The 16,766-nt window shown below is 69.7% G+C and carries 16 protein-coding genes and 1 pseudogene; 1 reads left to right on the top strand and 16 read right to left on the bottom strand.

The window, feature by feature from the left end:
• From QZV94_RS13465 to QZV94_RS13440, 6 genes and pseudogenes are all read right to left on the bottom strand, one after another.
• A pseudogene (locus QZV94_RS13465) lies at positions 1-620 on the bottom strand (F0F1 ATP synthase subunit beta); the annotation flags it as partial.
• Between the two features lie 21 nt (positions 621-641).
• On the bottom strand, positions 642-1,514 hold the full coding sequence (locus QZV94_RS13460) for a F0F1 ATP synthase subunit gamma (RefSeq protein WP_293678408.1): 873 nt from the start codon (positions 1,512-1,514) through the stop codon (positions 642-644).
• Between the two features lie 29 nt (positions 1,515-1,543).
• Positions 1,544-3,076: a F0F1 ATP synthase subunit alpha gene (atpA, locus tag QZV94_RS13455; RefSeq protein ID WP_293678407.1), complete on the bottom strand. Its 1,533-nt coding sequence runs from the start codon at positions 3,074-3,076 to the stop codon at positions 1,544-1,546.
• 5 nt (positions 3,077-3,081) lie between these two features.
• Positions 3,082-3,636, bottom strand: coding sequence for a F0F1 ATP synthase subunit delta (locus QZV94_RS13450; protein ID WP_293678405.1), 555 nt, complete (start codon positions 3,634-3,636; stop codon positions 3,082-3,084).
• Between the two features lie 292 nt (positions 3,637-3,928).
• Positions 3,929-4,270 (bottom strand): hypothetical protein, encoded by a 342-nt coding sequence (locus QZV94_RS13445; RefSeq protein ID WP_293678403.1) that lies wholly within the window; start codon positions 4,268-4,270, stop codon positions 3,929-3,931.
• A gap of 247 nt (positions 4,271-4,517) precedes the next feature.
• Entirely contained in the window at positions 4,518-5,126 is a 609-nt protein-coding gene (locus tag QZV94_RS13440) for a DsbA family protein (protein WP_293678402.1), read from the bottom strand.
• A 196-nt stretch (positions 5,127-5,322) separates the two neighbouring features.
• On the opposite strand from QZV94_RS13440, the gene QZV94_RS13435 reads away from it, so the two are divergent.
• Complete coding sequence (locus QZV94_RS13435) at positions 5,323-7,296, top strand: transglycosylase domain-containing protein (RefSeq protein WP_293678401.1); 1,974 nt, start codon at positions 5,323-5,325, stop codon at positions 7,294-7,296.
• 30 nt (positions 7,297-7,326) lie between these two features.
• On the opposite strand, the gene QZV94_RS13430 is transcribed toward QZV94_RS13435, so the two are convergent.
• The 10 genes from QZV94_RS13430 to QZV94_RS13385 all read right to left on the bottom strand — a co-directional run.
• Positions 7,327-8,718: a S41 family peptidase gene (locus QZV94_RS13430; RefSeq protein WP_293678400.1), complete on the bottom strand. Its 1,392-nt coding sequence runs from the start codon at positions 8,716-8,718 to the stop codon at positions 7,327-7,329.
• Positions 8,719-8,791: 73 nt separating this feature from the next.
• Positions 8,792-9,625 (bottom strand): peptidoglycan DD-metalloendopeptidase family protein, encoded by an 834-nt coding sequence (locus tag QZV94_RS13425; RefSeq protein ID WP_293678399.1) that lies wholly within the window; start codon positions 9,623-9,625, stop codon positions 8,792-8,794.
• On the bottom strand, positions 9,625-10,089 hold the full coding sequence (gene rlmH / locus QZV94_RS13420) for a 23S rRNA (pseudouridine(1915)-N(3))-methyltransferase RlmH (RefSeq protein WP_293678398.1): 465 nt from the start codon (positions 10,087-10,089) through the stop codon (positions 9,625-9,627). Before rlmH ends, QZV94_RS13425 begins: the two co-directional genes overlap by 1 nt.
• A gap of 10 nt (positions 10,090-10,099) precedes the next feature.
• Positions 10,100-11,140 carry an aspartate-semialdehyde dehydrogenase gene (locus tag QZV94_RS13415; RefSeq protein ID WP_293678397.1) on the bottom strand — a complete coding sequence of 347 codons (1,041 nt, stop codon included), beginning with the start codon at positions 11,138-11,140 and terminating at the stop codon, positions 10,100-10,102.
• 254 nt (positions 11,141-11,394) lie between these two features.
• The gene (gene rsfS / locus QZV94_RS13410) at positions 11,395-11,868 is read right to left on the bottom strand and encodes a ribosome silencing factor (RefSeq protein ID WP_293678411.1); all 474 of its coding nucleotides are present in this window, start codon (positions 11,866-11,868) and stop codon (positions 11,395-11,397) included.
• A gap of 45 nt (positions 11,869-11,913) precedes the next feature.
• Positions 11,914-12,591 (bottom strand): nicotinate-nucleotide adenylyltransferase, encoded by a 678-nt coding sequence (locus QZV94_RS13405; RefSeq protein ID WP_293678396.1) that lies wholly within the window; start codon positions 12,589-12,591, stop codon positions 11,914-11,916.
• An 8-nt stretch (positions 12,592-12,599) separates the two neighbouring features.
• Positions 12,600-14,183 (bottom strand): aldehyde dehydrogenase family protein, encoded by a 1,584-nt coding sequence (locus tag QZV94_RS13400; RefSeq protein WP_293678395.1) that lies wholly within the window; start codon positions 14,181-14,183, stop codon positions 12,600-12,602.
• Positions 14,184-14,211: 28 nt separating this feature from the next.
• Entirely contained in the window at positions 14,212-15,336 is a 1,125-nt protein-coding gene (gene proB / locus QZV94_RS13395) for a glutamate 5-kinase (protein ID WP_293678393.1), read from the bottom strand.
• 13 nt (positions 15,337-15,349) lie between these two features.
• Positions 15,350-16,387, bottom strand: coding sequence for a GTPase ObgE (gene obgE, locus QZV94_RS13390; protein ID WP_293678392.1), 1,038 nt, complete (start codon positions 16,385-16,387; stop codon positions 15,350-15,352).
• 33 nt (positions 16,388-16,420) lie between these two features.
• The coding region (locus tag QZV94_RS13385) for a GNAT family N-acetyltransferase (protein ID WP_293678391.1) at positions 16,421-16,766 on the bottom strand (346 nt) is incomplete at its 5' end.

Here is a 16,766-nt window from a genome sequence, read left to right as displayed (position 1 = left end):
CCGCCGTAGGCCTTGGCGATGTTGTTGATCAGCTCCTGCATCGTCACGGTCTTGCCGACGCCGGCGCCGCCGAACAGGCCGATCTTGCCGCCCTTGGTGTAGGGGCAGAGCAGGTCGATCACCTTGATCCCGGTAACCAGCACCTCGGCTGAAGTGGACTGCTCGGCGAAGGAGGGCGCCTCGCGGTGAATCGGGCTGGTGAAGGTGGTGGCGATCGGGCCCGCTTCGTCGATCGGGTCGCCGATGACGTTCATGATCCGGCCGAGGCAGGCGGGCCCCACCGGCACGATGATCGGAGCGCCCGTGTCGGTCACCGGCTGGCCGCGGGTCAGGCCCTCGGTGGTGTCCATGGCGATGGCGCGCACGGTGTTCTCGCCCAGGTGCTGGGCCACTTCGAGCACCAGGCGGAAGGGCTGACCCGTCCGCTGGTCGACGTTGGTGGTTTCCAGGGCGTTCTGAATGGCGGGCAGGTGGCCTTCGAACTCGACGTCGACGACGGCGCCGATGATCTGCACCAGCTTGCCGGTGGCGACGCCCGTCACGGTGGCGGGAACGCCGGCGGCCTTCTTCGGCGCGGCAGGCTTGCGGGCGGCGGGCTTCTTGGTCGCGGCTTCGGACATGTTCGGCTCTTTCAGTAGGATCTAGATCGCTTCGGCGCCGGAGATGATCTCGATCAGCTCCTTGGTAATCTGCGCTTGGCGGGCTCGGTTCATTTGCAGGGTGAGCGCCGAGATCATATCCCCGGCGTTGCGTGTGGCGTTGTCCATGGCCGTCATCTGGGCGGCGAAGAAGCCGGCCTGATTCTCCAGCATGGCGGAGAAGATCTGGGTGGTGATGTTGCGCGGCAGGAGCTCGGCCAGGATGGTGGCCTCGTCCGGCTCGTATTCGTAGGCCGCGCCCTTCAGGTCGATCCTGGGCGCGCCGGCCAGCACCTCGGCCGGGATCAGCTGCCGGGCGGTCGGGATCTGGGTGACCACCGACTGGAACTTCGAGAAGAACAGGGTGACGACATCCACGTCGCCCGCCTCGAACAGCTCCTGGATCTTGGCCGAAACCTCTTCCGCGACGGCGAGGGACGGTGCGCCCCCCACCTCGAAGGTCTCCACCAGGCGCTGAGCGTGCAGCCGGCGCAGCTGGTCGCGGGCCTTGCGGCCGGCGGTGATGACCTTCACGTCCTTGCCGTCGTTCAGCAGCTTGTCGATGTGCTGGCGCGCGGCGCGGACGATCGAGGAGTTGAAGCCGCCGGCCAGGCCGCGGTCGGAGGTGGCGATCACCACCAGGTGGCGCTGGTCGGACCCGGTGCCGACCAGCAGCTTCGGCGCGCCGTCGCCGGTGACGCCCGCGGCGAGGTTCGCGATCACCGCGGCCATGCGCTCGGCATAGGGCCGCCCGCTCTGGGCCGCGTTCTGGGCGCGGCGCAGCTTCGCCGCGGCGACCATCTGCATCGCCTTGGTGATCTTCTGGGTCGATTTGACCGCAGAGATCCGGGTGCGCATTTCCTTGACGGTGGCCATCGCCGGTTACCTGCTCCTGCTCGTCCGGCTCAGGCGAAGTTGTCGGCGAAGGAGGCCAGCGCCGCCTTCAGGTCGTCTTCGAGGTTCTTCAGATCCTTCTCGGTGCGGATCTTGTCCAGCAGGCCCTGGTGCTTGCCATGCAGGTTGGACAGGAGCTCGCGCTCGAAACGGCCGACCTGGGCGGTCGGGATCTTGTCGAGGTAGCCGCGGGTACCGGCGTAGATCACCGCCACCTGTTCTTCCACCGACAGCGGCGCGTACTGCGGCTGCTTCAGGAGCTCGGTCAGGCGCTCGCCGCGGGCCAGCATGCGCTGGGTGGCGGCGTCCAGGTCGGAGCCGAACTTCGCGAAGGCGGCCATTTCCCGGTACTGGGCGAGCTCGCCCTTGATCGGCCCGGACGCGGTCTTCATCGCCTTGATCTGGGCGGAGGAGCCCACGCGCGACACCGAGATGCCGACGTTCACCGCCGGGCGGATGCCCTGGAAGAAGAGGTCGGTTTCCAGGAAGATCTGGCCGTCGGTGATCGAGATCACGTTCGTCGGGATATAGGCCGAGACGTCGTTGGCCTGGGTCTCGATCAGCGGCAGGGCCGTCAGCGAGCCGGAGCCGTTGTCCTCGTTCAGCTTGGCGGCGCGCTCCAGCAGACGGCTGTGAAGGTAAAACACGTCGCCCGGATAGGCTTCGCGGCCCGGCGGACGGCGCAGCAGCAGCGACATCTGACGATAGGCGACGGCCTGCTTGGAAAGGTCGTCGTAGATGATGACGGCGTGCATGCCGTTGTCGCGGAACCACTCGCCCATGGCGCAGCCGGCGAAGGGCGCCAGGAACTGGAGCGGGGCCGGCTCGGACGCCGTGGCCGAGACGATGATCGTGTAGTCCAGCGCGCCACGCTCCTCGAGCGTCTTGACGATCTGGGCCACCGTCGAGCGCTTCTGCCCGATGGCGACGTAGATGCAGTACAGCTTCTCGCTCTCGTTGCCGGAGGCGTTGATCTGCTTCTGGTTCAGGATGGTGTCGATCGCCACGGCGGTCTTGCCGGTCTGGCGGTCGCCGATGATCAGTTCGCGCTGGCCGCGGCCGATGGGGATCAGGGTGTCGATGGCCTTCAGGCCGGTCTGCACCGGCTCGTGCACGGACTTGCGCGGGATGATGCCCGGCGCCTTCACGTCCACCCGGCGGCGTTCGGCGACGTTGGTCAGCGGACCCTTGCCGTCGATCGGCTCGCCCAGCGGGTTCACGACCCGGCCCAGCATGCCCTTGCCCACCGGCACGTCCACGATCTCGCCGAGGCGGCGGACTTCGTCGCCTTCGCTGATCGCCTGGTCCTGGCCGAAGATCACGACCCCGACGTTGTCGCGTTCGAGGTTCAGGGCCATGCCCTTCACCCCGGCGGAGGGGAACTCGACCATCTCGCCGGCTTGCACATTGTCGAGGCCGAAGACCCGGGCGATGCCGTCGCCGACGCTGAGCACGGAGCCCACGTCGGAGACATCGGCTTCTTCGCCGAAGTTCGCGATCTGCGACTTGAGGATGGCCGAGATTTCGGCGGCGCGGATATCCATCGTTCTTACGCTCTCTTGAGGGCGAATTTCAGGGAGTCGAGCTTCGACTTCAGCGAAGCATCGAAGAGGCGGGAGCCGACCTTCACCTTGATCCCACCGAGGATGGCGGGGTCGACGCGGGTCGTGATCTCAGGGTCCTTGCCCAGCGACTGGCGCAGCGCGGCCGCGACGCCCTTGGCCTGGGCGTCGGTGAGCGCGACCGCGGTGGTCACTTCGGCGGAGACGGCGCCGCGGGCGGCGGCCGACAGCCTGGCGAAGGCGTCGATGACAGCGGGCAGCGCGGCGGCGCGGCCGTTCGAGGCCAGAAGGCCCAGGAACTTCAGCGTCGTCATGTTGAACCGGCCGCTCGTCCCGACGCCTACGAGGCCTTTGGCCTTGTCCTCGGAGCCGAAGGTCGGCGAGGCAATAAGTACGCGCAGCTCCCTCGACTCAGCGAGAGCCTTCTTGAGCGAATTCAGGTCGGCCTCGACGGCGGCGACCTGCTTCTCATCGTTCGCCAAGTCGAACAGCGCTTGGGCGTAACGCGCGCCCACATTCGCAGCATTTGAATCGTCGGCCACTCTTATCCGCCCGGGTCGCGTTTCACACGCCGCGAGCGGACCTGTCCGCCGCGGCTAAAGGCTTGAAAGCGCTTGAAAAAAGCACGTCGGTCCTGGAGTCCGATATGACCCCCGGCCCAAAGCCGCGCGCCTACTAGCACGCGATGTTGTGCGCCGCAACCGAAGGGGGCGGGAGCCTGCCGCCACGTGAGGAGCGTTCGGCCCTGGGCGGCGGTCAAAAAAGAGGCCGTCGGTTTCCCGACGGCCGAGGCGACAGAACTCGAAGCTCACGGCTCCCGGGAAGAAGTGGAGCCTATTGCTTGGCGAGTCGGGTGGCTTCGTCGGACTTGGCTACGGCCTTGGCGTTGCAGGTGGCGAGCTTGTCTTCGGAAAGCGTCTTTAGGCCCGTGAAGGCTGCGACCGGGCCCACCTTGTCGGCGATGGTCCTGCAGGTCGACATGGCGAAGGTGGAGGAGGTCGGCGCGGGCGCGACGCAGGTGTCGTCTTGGCATGTGAACATCGCGCCGCCAGCGATCAACTTCACCTTGGCGGCCACGGGGGCCTGGAGCTTGGCGGTGATGGGATCGCCGGCGAGGGCGGAACCGGCGGACAGCGAGGCGAGGGCGGCGCAGGCCGCAAGGATTTGGAGCTTCATAGAGCCTTCCAGCGTTCGGGGAGAGAAGCGGCCCAAGGATTTGGGGACCGGCTCCGGTTCGGCGCACGGGATTTCGCCTCGGGTATCCCCACCCGCGGCGCGCACCGAACTGAGCAACGCTAAGATAACAGTGTTAAGATGGCGCGCGCAATGCCGAACTCAGCATTGCGCTATGCGCAAACGCAGACCTGCTCTGCGGATGCGCGCGGAAGCGGATGCGGCCGCGCGGGAGCGGCCCGCCTCAAGCCTACCCGCCCGCCTGCTTGATCATCGCCTCGATCTCTTCGAGCGAGTGGTAGCCCGGCTCCATCTTGGCGCCGTTGATGACGAAGGTCGGGGTGGAGTTGATGCCGCCCTTGTTGTGCTTCTCGACCCGGTCGTTCAGCGCCTGGATAGCCTTCTCGTCGTTGACGCACGTTTCGAACTGCTGGTCGGTCATGCCGACCGAGCGGGCGATGTTGAGCAGCGTCTCGCGCGGCGCCTGGAAGGCCTGTTGCTGGTTCCGGTAGAGCGCGTCGACGACGGCGAAATATTTGTCCTTGCCGGCGCAACGGGCGATCAGGAACCCGGATGCGGCGACCGTGATCTCGACGCCGCCGCCGACCAGCATCTCCTTGGACACGAACTTCACCTTGCCGGTGTCGATGTATTTCGCCTTGAAGGCCGGAAAGACCTCCTCGTACCACTTGGCGCAGATCGGGCAGCCGACGGAGGCGTATTCTTCTACCGTCACCTTGGCCGTCGGACTGCCCAGGACCATGTCGTCCGGCAGGCCGCCGGCGCCGCCGCCTTTTTGCCCGCAGCCGGCCAGCGCCAGGACCAGCACCGCCATCACCGCCATTCCGATCCGCGACATTCCGTCCAATCCTCAATCTACCGGCCTGGGCCCGGCCCGCGCGCAACTTGGCCGAAGCCGGGCGCGGAAGGAAGCCCAGGCGCCCAGAAGGAAGCCGGGGCCGTTCATGTCTCGTCAATCATCTTGGGCGTTCCGTCCGGGTGAAGTAAGGCAGGGCCGGGCGGGGCGGCTCATCGATCGTTAGGACGACGCATCCATGGCGAATGCGCAGGCGCCCGAACCGCGCCGCAAACGCTCCCCCCTGCAGGCCCTGATCTACTGGACCCTGGTGCTGGGAGTCTGGGGCGTGATCTTCCTGGTGGCGTTCTTCGCGGTGTTCGCCGTCGACCTGCCCGACACCTCGCGGCTCTATGACGTCAAGCGCCAGCCCTCGGTCAGCTACCTGGACCGCTCCGGCGCGTTGCTGGCCGTCCGCGGATCGCAATACGCGCCGCCGATCGACCTGGACCGGCTGCCGCCATACGTGCCCAAGGCGTTCATCGCCATCGAGGACCGCTGGTACAACTGGCACTTCGGCTTCAACCCCTGGGGCATCGCGCGCAGCCAGATCTACAACATGCGCCACAGGGGCGAAGGCGGCCCGCTGCGTGGCGGTTCGACCATCACCCAGCAGCTGGCGCGCAACCTCTTCCTGACCCCCAACCAGAACTACCGCCGCAAGGCCCAGGAGCTGATCCTGGCCGTGTGGCTGGAGGCGAAGTTCTCCAAGAAGCAGATACTGGAGCTGTATCTCAACCGGGTCTATTTCGGCGCCGGAGCCTACGGCATCGAGGCTGCGTCGCAGCGCTACTTCAACAAGCCTGCCGCCCAGCTGACCCTGGGCGAGGCCGCTCTCCTCGCCGGCATCATGAAGGGGCCCTCGCGCTATTCGCCGGTGGCCTCCACCGACCGCGCGGCGCGGCGCGCCACCATCGTGCTCTACGAGATGGCCGAGGCGAACTTCATCACCGAGGCCCAGCGGGACGAGGCGCTGCGCACCAAGGTCCGGGTCAACCCAGTGCTGGCCAACCAGCGGGCGCAGTACTTCACCGACTGGGTCGACGACCAGGTCCGGGTGCTGGTGGGCGAGCCCACCGAGGATCTGGTGGTGGAGACCACCCTGGACCTGCCGCTGCAGGCCAGCGCCGAACAGGCGGTGCAGGCCGGCGTCGCCGCCGCCAAGAGCTCGGGCGTCGAACAGGCGGCGCTGGTTTCCATCGACGGGGAAGGCCGGGTGCGCGCCTACGTAGGCGGCGTCAACTACCTGCAGAGCCAGTTCGACCGCGCCACCCAGGCCAGGCGCCAGGCCGGGTCGGCTTTCAAGCCCTTCGTCTACCTCACTGCCATGGAGGCGGGGCGTACGCCGGACACGCCCGTCACCGACGAGCCGATCAAGATCGGCAATTGGGAGCCGCGCAACTACACGGGGCAGTTCCTGGGCCCGATCACCATCCGCACCGCCCTCGCCCAGTCGGTGAACACCGTGGCCGCGCGGCTGGCCAGCGAGGTGGGCACCGCCAACGTGGCCTCGACGGCGCGGCGGCTCGGCATCACCTCGCCGATCCAGCTCGACCCGTCGATGGCCCTGGGCGCCGTGGAGGTCAGCCCGTTGGAGATGGCCCAGGCTTATGCGCCGTTCTCCAACGGCGGCGCGTTCGCGCGCGGCTACGGGATTGAACGGATCCGCACGGCCACGGGCCGGGTGCTCTACGATCACGGCGTGGATCGCGGCCCGCGCCAGGCGGTGATCGCCCAGCCGGCGCTGGCGTACATGGTGCAGATGATGCGCGGCGTGATCGCCGGCGGAACCGGCGGCCGGGCCCAGGTGCCCGGCTACGACCTTGCCGGCAAGACCGGCACGACCTCCGACTACAGGGACGCCTGGTTCGTGGGCTACACCGGCGGCTTCGTCACCGCCGTCTGGGTGGGCAAGGACGACAACAAGCCGATGAAGCGCGTCACCGGCGGCAATGCGCCGGCCGGCATCTGGAAGGCGTACATGACGCAGGCCCTGCCACGGCTCAAGGTCCAGCCGATCCCCGGCGGCGACTTCGTCCCCGACCCGCCGAGCGCGATCGATGCCATCATCGACGGGGTCACCGGCATCTTCAAAGGCGACCGCGACGAGCCGCCGCCCTCGGAGTTCGACGAGCCGCCGCGGGAGCGGCGAGGGGAAGAGCCGCAGTACTAGTCTTCCCGCCCAGGCGAGAAGACGGCGCACCTACTTGTGCGTCGTGACCGGAGGCTTCACTTCGGCGACCCTGGCCTTGTTGACGATCTCCGCCAGCCGCGCTTTTGGCGCCGGCAGCTTGGGTGTCGCCGCCACCGAGCCGTAGCGCAGCACGTCGACGGCGCGGGAGATCTGGAAGTCCTTCTTCTCGTCGAAGGTTTCCGGAGGCGCCTCGGCCGGCACGTGGGCCCCGCGGCGGGCCTTGCCCTCGTCGGCGTTGAGCGCGTTCTTGAAGCTGGCTTCCGAGAACTGGTAGGCGCGGTTGGCGATCGCCTGGGCCTCGTCGCGGGTCGCCGCCACCTCCAGGTTCGGCTCGATGCCGGTCTTCTGGATCGAACGGCCGGACGGCGTGTAGTAGCGCGCGGTCGTCAGCTTCAACGCCCCGTCGATGCCGCCGCGCAGCGGGATCACCGTCTGCACCGAGCCCTTGCCGAAGCTGGTGGTGCCCACCACTTCGGCGCGCTTGCGGTCCTGCAGGGCGCCCGCGACGATCTCGGCCGCGGAGGCCGAGCCGGAGTTGATCAGCACCACCATCGGCATGCCGCCGGTGATGTCGCCGGGGTGGGCGTTGTAGCGCTCGACGTCGCGCGGATCGCGGCCGCGCTGGGAAACGATCTCGCCGCCTTCCAAGAACATGTCGGAGACCGTGACCGCCTGGTCGAGCAGGCCGCCGGGGTTGTTGCGCAGGTCGAGGATCAGGCCCTTGGCCTTGGGGTTCTTGGCCCGGACCTCGGCGAACGCCGCCTCGGCCTCGTCGGTGGTCTTTTCGTTGAAGGCGCCGATCCGCAGCACGATGTGCTCGCCTTCCAGGCGCGCGGTGGCGGACTTGGGCTTGATCACCTCGCGCACCAGCTTCACGTCGAACGGGTCGGACTTTTCGCGCGCGATGGTCAGGCTGACCGTCTCGCCGGGCTTGCCGCGCATCTGCTTGACGGCTTCGGAGACCGAGAGCCCGAGCACGCTCTCACCGTTCACGGAGGTGATGTAGTCGCCGGGCTTGATGCCGGCCCGGGCGGCGGGCGTGTCGTCCATCGGCGAGATCACCTTGACCACGCCGTCCTCGCTGGTGACCTCGAGGCCGAGGCCGCCGTACTCGCCGCGCGTCTGGTCGCGCATGTCGTCGAAGGACTCGGGGTCCAGGTAACCGGAGTGGGGATCGAGCGAGGTCAGCATGCCGTCGATGGCCGACTGGATCAGCTTGGTGTCGTCGACTTCGGCGACATACTGGTTCTCGACCGTGGTCAGGACGTCACCGAACAGGCCCAGCATGCGATAGGTCTTGGCGCGGGGTTGCGCCGCGGCGGTGGCCTGCTGGCTGACGTAGGCCATGGAACCCGCGCCGAGTACGAACGCCGACGCGCCGATCAGAAGATACTTCTTCATAGCCCTGTTCAGACTCCCTGGACGGCTTGGCGCCGCCGATAGGCCAGGATGTAGAGGCCGTTTTGAGGCCCGATCAGCCCGACGTCCTGTTCAACCATCGCCCTGGATTTACGGGCGATCCTTGTTCTCGGACTTCTAGATAAAGCTCAGAAGTCGATTGTCGACCATCCGGGACCCATCCGACAGCCTGACCCTCCGCGACGGATTGTCCGGCTTCGACTGAGGTCCGCTCGAGGCCAGCAAGCACGAGATGATATCCGCCCGCCAGTCTTAATATCACGATGACGCCCCAGCCCTTGACCGGGCCCACGTACTGCACAAGTCCCGCCGCGGGGCTCACCGTCCTGGCGCCGCTGACCACGCTGAGCGTCATACCGTTTGATCGGCCGCCGCCGGCGATGGGATCGCCAAAGCGGCGCAGTATGTCGCCGGACGCCGGGAAGATGAGCCGGTCCGGCGGCGTCAGCGGCGGCGGCTCGGTCACTCTGCCGCGGATCGCGAGTCCGACCTGCGGGGCCGGCGTCGAGTCGGCGGCCAGGCTCTCGCGCTCGAAGAGGGCTTCGCTTTGCACGGCGGCCAAGCGGCGCTGGCGCATCACCTCGGTGGCGTCGGTGGCGTAGGCGTGGGCGCGCCGCTGCAGGTCCGGCGTCATTGCCTTGACCAGGATGGCGGCGCGCACGGCGTCCTTTGCGTCCTGCGGCGAGACCAGCAGCGCGGGGGGCGGGTCGCGCTTCAGCTGCTGCAGCACCGACAGCAGACGCGACAGGCGGTGCATGTTGACGCCCTGGTCGATGGAAAGCGTGGTCTCCGCGGCGTTCAGACGCGCGAGCTGCTCACTGGTCGCCGCCACCGCGCCCACGCCCACCGCAAGCGCGCCCATCGAGCCCAGGAGCAGAATCCGTCGCATCAGTCGCGATGATACGGTGATCCGCCCAGAATGGAGACCGCGCGGTAGATTTGTTCGCACAGCATCGCCCGCGCCAGCGCGTGGGGCCAGGTCTGCGGCCCGAAGGCCAGCGTCCCCTGCGCCTGGGCGACGAGCGCAGGGTCCAGTCCATCCGCGCCGCCGATGAGGAACACCAGCCGGCGCACCCCGCGGTCCCTCAGCGCGGCGATCTCCTCGGCGAAGGCGCGGCTGGCGCGGGCCTTACCGCGCTCGTCGCAGGCGACCACATGGCTGTCGGCGAAGTGCGGGCGCAGCGCCTCGGCCTCGGCCGCCTTCCCCGGCTTGCGGCTTTCCACCTCCACCACCTCGACCGGCCCCAGGCCGAGCGCCCGGCCGGCCGCCGTGGCGCGGTCCACGTACAGCTTCACCAGCTCCGTCTCCGGCGAGCGGGCCAGCCGACCGATGGCGACGACAGCGATCTTCACGCGCCCAGGCTTACGCGATCAGCAGCGCCTCGGCGATCTGAACCGCATTGAGGGCGGCGCCCTTCAACAGCTGGTCGCCCGCCAGGAACAGGGCCACGGAGCGCCCCGACGGGTCGCCCAGGTCGCGGCGGATCCGGCCGACCAGCACGTCGCCCTGCCCCTCCGCCTCGGCCGGCATCGGGAAGTGGTTGGCCTCTCGGTCGTCGACCACGCGGACGCCGGGCGCATCGGCCAGGCACTCACGGATCGCCGCGGGGGCGACCGGCGCGTCCAGCTCCACGGTCGCGGCGATGGCGTGGGCCCGCAGCGTCGGCACCCGAACGCTGGTGACGCCCACGGGCAGGTTCGAGGACCCCAGGATGCGGCGGGTCTCGGCCATCACCTTGATCTCCTCGTCGTTGTAGCCGCTGGCCGGGTCGACCTGGCTGTCGTGGCTGAACAGGTTGAAGGCGTAACGGTGCTTCAGCGCCTTGGGCGCGAAGGCCTCGCCCCGCAGGTACGCTTCGGTGGACGCCAGCAACTCCGCCATCGCCGGCGCGCCGGCGCCGGACGCCGCCTGGTAGGTGGAGAGCTGCAGCCGGCGCAGGCCGAACCGCCGCTGCAGCGGCGCCACGCCCATGCAGGTGATGATCGCCGTGCAGTTGGGGTTGGCGATAACGCCACGGTGTCCGTTCAGGGTCTCGAGGTTCAGTTCGGGGATCACCAACGGGCAGTCGAGGTCGAGCCGGAAGGTGGAGGAGTTGTCGATCACGATGGCCCCGGCCGCCCGGGCGTGCGGCGCATAGGTCCGCGCCGTCTCGCCGTCGGCGGCGAACAGGGCGAGGTCGCAGCCGACGAAGCTGTCGGCGCTCAGCGCCTCTACGACCAGCGGTTCGCCGCGGTACATGAGCGTCGTTCCCGCCGAGCGCGCCGAGGCCAGAAGCTTCATGCTCGAGGCGGGGAAGTCACGGTCCTCCAGGACGCGGATCAACTCCGCGCCAACGGCGCCGGTGGCGCCGACGATGGCGGTGGTGGTGCCGCGCAGGGATCGGTAGGGAGGGTGGGGGAGCATGTGGGCCTCTCATGGGTTTAGGCCCGGTCTGCGGTGTGTTCGGCGTGAAAGCGCGCGCCCCGCACATCGGGCGGAGCGCTTCGGGATGTGGCGGTCTTACCCGCGCGCAGCCGCAAACGCCCCGCCGAAGCGGGTCATTTTGCGGGTAATCTTCTGCGCGTTAGCCGACATCGCCGCCGCCTCTAGCGGCGGACGGTGGCGCTGTAAAGACCCAGCTGCCGCCTCCCCTCGCGGAGCAAGGGGGCGCGGGAAAGCTAGGCCGTGGCCTGGCGGTGGCCGCCGGACTCCACCGACCAGATCTTCTCGATGTTGTAGAAGGAGCGGACCTCGGGGCGGAACAGGTGGACGATCACGTCGCCGGCGTCGATCAGGACCCAGTCGGCGCTGGGCATGCCCTCCACGCGGCAGCGGCCGTGGCCGGCGTCCTTGAGCGCCCGCAGCAGGTGGTCGGCCATGGCGCCGACGTGGCGCTGCGACCGCCCACTGGCCACGATCAGGCCATCGGCGACGGGGGACTTGCCTTTGAGGTCGATGAAGACGACGTCCTCGGCCTTGTCGTCGTCCAGCCGGCTGAGGATCAGATCCCCGACGGCTGTGATCCGGGCATCGAGGGCGGCGGCGGCGGCGGCCGGATTGGGGGCCGCAGGCGGGGCTACAGACTTTTTGCGCGACTTGGGCGCAGGTGCGGAGTTCAGCGGGGTGGCTCCTGTGGTGCTCGCTAGGGCGATCCTACTACAGATTGAGGGCCAGGTCAGGCGCCCTCTCCGCAGCGATCAAGTCGCGTGGCCTGGCCCGCGTTCCCGCTGGCGCGCCCGCAGCGCCGTGGATGATTGGAAGTTGAAGCGGCCGAACAGGAATATCCATGCCGGCGGGCGGATATCGGCCAGCCGGACCGCCATCCGCGAGGGCCGCCGGAACCGCGCAAACCGGGTCGCAGCCGGCGAGAAGCGGCTCTTCAGCGAGATCCACGGGCGTGACACCACCGCCACGGGCGCCTCGCGCATGATCTGCGTCCAGCCCTTCCACCGGTGGAAGGACGCCAGGCTGTCGGCCCCCATGATCCAGACGAACTTCACGCCGGGGTGGCGGGCCTTCAGGGCGCGCAGGGTGTCGATGGTGTAGGTCGAGCCGAGCGCGGTCTCCGCGGCCGAGACGATCATGCCCGGTCCGCGGCCCCGGATTATGGCCCGCACGCCGGCGAGCCGCTCGGCCAGGCTGGCCGTTTCGCGGCGGCCTTTCAGCGGGTTCTGCGGAGACACCAGCCAGATCACCCGGTCCAGGCGCAGGCGCCGCTTGGCGGTCTCCGCCACGTGCAGGTGGCCGTCGTGGGCCGGGTTGAAGGAGCCGCCGTAGAGACCAACCCGCATGCCACGCGTCAGGCTGAAGCCGAGCCGCAGCGCCGCGGGCCGACCGCCAGGTGGCGCGCGCGGCGCCGGACCTGCCGCCCACATGCCGCAGCTCAGCCGGCGCGGGGCGGGGTCGGCGCGCCCCCGCGGTCGAGGTGGAGATCGGCCTGGCGCACCCGGGCGCGGACCGTGAAGACGCCGTCGCCGGCCAGCACCGCGCCGCGGGCGAACAGCCGGCCGTGCTGCCAGTTCGAGAGACCGAGCTCGGGGCGATTCAGGGCGTACTGGCCATCCACCCAGCGGGTGAACCCATCGCCGACGAAGGGCGCGTCGACGGTCGCGTAGAAGCGTTCGTGGGCCGCGCGGTCCTGGGAGATCAGCGTCGCCTCGAAACGCGGGCTCAAGGCGTTGAACAGGGCCACGGCCTCGGCCACGTCGGACACCACCTTCAGGCTGACCTCGGGGCTCTCCTCCCACTCCCATTCGCGGCCGAGGTCGGCGTCGGCTATGGGCTCGCAGAGCGGCTCCTCGACCGGCCCCTCGGCGCGAACGACCGTGGCGCGCGCCGTGCGCCAGCTCTCGGGCAGGCGGGCCGCGTCGGCCTCCGCGACATGCAGCTTGCAGCCCCGGCGCCGCTCGCCGGCCTGGCGCAGGGCCTGCAGGAACACCGGGATCAGTTCGTCCGCCCGGCTCTCGACGATGCAGCAGACGTTCAGCGTGTTGCAGACCTTGCGGTCGAGGGAATGAAACACCGCGGCATGGAACCGCTCGGCGTCGGCCGTCTCGTCCGCGACCATCCAGGCCCCGCCCGTGCCGTGCAGGCTGACCGGCGTGCCGGCCTGCCGCGCGATGGCGCCCAACTGGGCCACCGCCGGGCCGGAGCCGCGCGCCACGGCCAGCGCCAGACGCGCATCGGCGAACATCGCCCAGCCGGCGGCGTGGGCCGGCGAGTCCACGAGCACGGCCGCGCCCTGTGGGAGCCCCGCGTCGCCCAGCGCGGGATCCAGCGCCTCGGCCACGATGGCGCGCGCGGTGCCGAGCGCGTCGGAGCCGATGCGGAACACCACGGTGTTGCCCGCCCGGATCACCCCGGTGGCGTCGGCGAAGACGTTGGGCCGGCCCTCGAAGACGAAGCCCACGGGACCGAGCGGCGCGGTCACCTGCTCGATGGTCCAGCCCGCGTGGTCGATGGTCTCCAGCACCTTGCCGCGCGACGGCTCGGCGTCGCGCCAGGCGCGCAGCCCCGCGATCATGTCGGCGCGCATCGCGTCCGACGCCGCCAGCCGGGTCGTGGAGCGGCCGCGGGCCTTGGCGCTCGCGACGTCGGCGGCGTTGGCGGCAGCGATCCGCGCCCAGATGGCATCGGTCTCCAGCCGTTCGGCGAAGGCCTCGAAAAAGGCGGTGATGGCGTCGTCGGAGACCTCGCCCATCCGGGCGAAGGCCGCGCTGGCGCGACCCACGGCGGCCTCGGCAGCGGCGTGGTCGGCGGCGGGGACGTGCAGCAGGTCGCCGCTATCCTGGACCACCACAAGCCTGTCGCCCGGCCGGAAGGCGGCGGCCAGTTCGGGGGTCACATAGGCCACGCGGTCGCCGCCGAAGGCGATGGCCTGGCCGGGCGCGAGCGCTTCCAGCCGCCCAATCCTGGCGAGACTGGTACGGACGGCTTCCGCTCCCTTGCCTGACGTCCCGTCGTCCACGGAGACCCCCTTTTGCTCGCTTTGAGCCTTACGCGCTCTCCGCCTGGGCGGCCAGCGCAAGATCGTCGGCGTGGACCATGGGTCCGGAGGTGTAGCCGATCGCGGCCTCGATCGCGTCCGACTTCAGCCCGCAGATCGCCCGCGCGTGCTCGGCGGCATAGCGGACCAGGCCGCGCGCGATCTCGCGGCCCGCCTCGTCGCGGACGACGACGGCGTCTCCCTTGTCGAAGCGGCCCTCCACGCCGCGCACGCCCGCGGCCAGCAGGCTCTTGCCCCGGCGCACGGCGGCCGCGGCGCCCGCGTCCACGCTCAGCGAACCGGCCGGGGCCAGAGAGCCCGCGATCCAGGCCTTGTAGGCCGCCCGTGGCGTGGTGACCGGCTCGATCACCGTGGCGGCCGCGCCCTCCTCCACGGCGCGCAGCGGCGACGGCCGGGTCCCCAGCGTGATGATGGTGGCGCAGCCGGCCTGGCTGGCGATCCGGGCCGCCTCGAGCTTGGTGGCCATGCCGCCGGTGCCGACGCCGGCGGCCATATTGGCGCCCCCGGCCATCGCCTCGATCTCGGGGCTGAGCCGCCCGACGCGCGGGACGTGGCGGGCGGCGGCGTCATGGCGCGGGTCGGCGGTATAGAGCCCGTCCACGTCGGACAGGAGCACCAGGGCCTCGGCCCCCACCAGCTGGGCCACGCGGGCCGACAGCCGATCGTTGTCGCCGACGCGGATCTCCTCGGTCACCACTGTGTCGTTCTCGTTGACCACCGGGATCACGCCGAGGCCCAGCAAGGTCTCGACGGTGGCGCGTGCGTTCAGCCATCGGCGGCGAACCTCGGTGTCGTCGCGGGTCAGCAGCACCTGGGCGCAGGCGTGCGGCTCCAGCGACTCCTCCCAGGCGCGCATCAGCGCCGACTGGCCGGCCGCGGCGGAGGCCTGCTTCTCTGGCAGGCTGAGCGCGCGGGCGCCCAGGCCCAGCCGCCGCCGGCCCAGCGCCACCGCCCCGGAGGACACGATCAGCACCTGCTGGCCGCGCGCCCGCATCCGCGAGACGTCGGCCGCGAAGTCCGCCAGCCAGGCGGTGTGCGCCGTGCCGTCCGGCCCGACCAGCAGGGCCGAGCCGACCTTAATCACGACCCGTTTGGCGCCCCTCAGTTCCTGCATGGGGTCAGCTCGCTCACGGCGCCCAGTCCTCAGGGCTGGCCGCCTGGGCGGCGGCCTCGCCCTTCTTCTCGCGCACCAGGGCGTAGGCTTCGCGCAGCAGCTCGGTGACGCCTTGCTTGGCCACGCCCGACACCAGCCGCACCTTGGCCTTCGAGGCCTTCTCGAGCGCCTTCTTCTTGGCCTTCCGCTCCTCGTCGCTGAGGGCGTCGATCTTGTTCAGGGCCAGGATCTCGGTCTTGTCCTCCAGTCCCTCGCCATAGGCGATCAGCTCCTGGCGCACGGTCTTCCAGGCGCCGGCGACGTCCTCCTGCGTCCCATCCACCAGGTGGATCAGGACGGCCGTGCGCTCCACATGCCCCAGGAACCGCGTCCCGATGCCCGCGCCCTCGCTGGCCCCCTCGATCAGTCCGGGGATGTCGGCCAGGATGAACCGCTCGCCCAGCGACAGGTCGACCATGCCGAGGTTGGGAGCCAGGGTCGTGAAGGGATAATCGGCGATCTTCGGCCGCGCGGCGCTGGCCGCCGCCAGGAAGGTGCTCTTCCCAGCGTTCGGCAGGCCCACGATGCCGACGTCGGCGATCAGTTTCAGGCGGAGCCAGATAGCCAGTTCCTCGCCGTCGAGGCCGGGGTTGGCGTGGCGGGGGGCCTGGTTTACCGGGCCCTTGAAGTGCGTATTCCCAAATCCGCCGTTCCCTCCTTTGGCCAGGAGGTGGCGCTGGCCGGGTTGGTCCATGTCGACGATGAGGGCCTTGTCCTCGTCGAGGACCTCGGTGCCGACGGGGACTTTCAGGACGACGTCGTCGCCGTTGGCGCCGTGGCGGTTGCGGCCCATGCCGTGGACGCCGGTTCCGGCCTTGAAGTGCTGTTGATATCGATAATCGATGAGGGTGTTGAGGCCGTCGACGGCCTCGATCCAGACGTCGCCGCCGCGGCCGCCGTCGCCGCCGTCGGGCCCGCCGTACTCGATGAACTTCTCACGACGGAAGGAAACGGCGCCCCCGCCCCCGGCGCCGCTCTTCACGTAGACCTTGACCTGGTCGAGGAATTTCATCGGCCAAACCTCATGGGGCGAGCGATTACCACGTCAGGCCAGCCACACCATCATCCGGGTGGGCACGGTGGCCCCGCCGCGGGCCAGGCAGGGCCTGGGCTCCACGTCGCCGGTGTAGAGGAAGCCCGCCTTCACCAGCACCTGGCCGGACGCGCGGTTGTCGGCGAAGTGCCCGGCCCACAGCGCGCCCCGGCGCCACTCCGCCTTCACCCAGCCCAGCGCCGCCGTCAGCGCCTCGGTGGCGTAGCCGCGGTTCCAGAACGGCCGGCCCAGCCAGTAGCCCACCTCCGCGCGCCCCGGCTCCACGTCCTTGAACCCCAGCATGCCGATGAGGCCGAACTGGCGGTGCTCGATGGCGAAGCCGTGGCCGCGGCGCAGG

Origin of the sequence: uncultured Phenylobacterium sp., assembly GCF_902826855.1 — a bacterium.
Taxonomy (GTDB): domain Bacteria; phylum Pseudomonadota; class Alphaproteobacteria; order Caulobacterales; family Caulobacteraceae; genus Phenylobacterium.
The sequence above is the reverse complement of the archived record's forward strand: the minus strand, read 5'-3'. Positions and strand labels throughout refer to the sequence as shown.

Coding starts and splice junctions, on each gene's coding strand:
- QZV94_RS13440 (WP_293678402.1), bottom strand. CDS start 5,126: ATGTCGCGGATCGGAATGGCGGTGATGGCGGTGCTGGTCCTGGCGCTG.
- QZV94_RS13415 (WP_293678397.1), bottom strand. CDS start 11,140: ATGCTCCCCCACCCTCCCTACCGATCCCTGCGCGGCACCACCACCGCC.
- QZV94_RS13445 (WP_293678403.1), bottom strand. CDS start 4,270: ATGAAGCTCCAAATCCTTGCGGCCTGCGCCGCCCTCGCCTCGCTGTCC.
- QZV94_RS13425 (WP_293678399.1), bottom strand. CDS start 9,625: ATGCGACGGATTCTGCTCCTGGGCTCGATGGGCGCGCTTGCGGTGGGC.
- QZV94_RS13405 (WP_293678396.1), bottom strand. CDS start 12,591: ATGTGGGCGGCAGGTCCGGCGCCGCGCGCGCCACCTGGCGGTCGGCCC.
- QZV94_RS13430 (WP_293678400.1), bottom strand. CDS start 8,718: ATGAAGAAGTATCTTCTGATCGGCGCGTCGGCGTTCGTACTCGGCGCG.
- QZV94_RS13460 (WP_293678408.1), bottom strand. CDS start 1,514: ATGGCCACCGTCAAGGAAATGCGCACCCGGATCTCTGCGGTCAAATCG.
- atpA (WP_293678407.1), bottom strand. CDS start 3,076: ATGGATATCCGCGCCGCCGAAATCTCGGCCATCCTCAAGTCGCAGATC.
- QZV94_RS13435 (WP_293678401.1), top strand. CDS start 5,323: ATGGCGAATGCGCAGGCGCCCGAACCGCGCCGCAAACGCTCCCCCCTG.
- obgE (WP_293678392.1), bottom strand. CDS start 16,387: ATGAAATTCCTCGACCAGGTCAAGGTCTACGTGAAGAGCGGCGCCGGG.
- proB (WP_293678393.1), bottom strand. CDS start 15,336: ATGCAGGAACTGAGGGGCGCCAAACGGGTCGTGATTAAGGTCGGCTCG.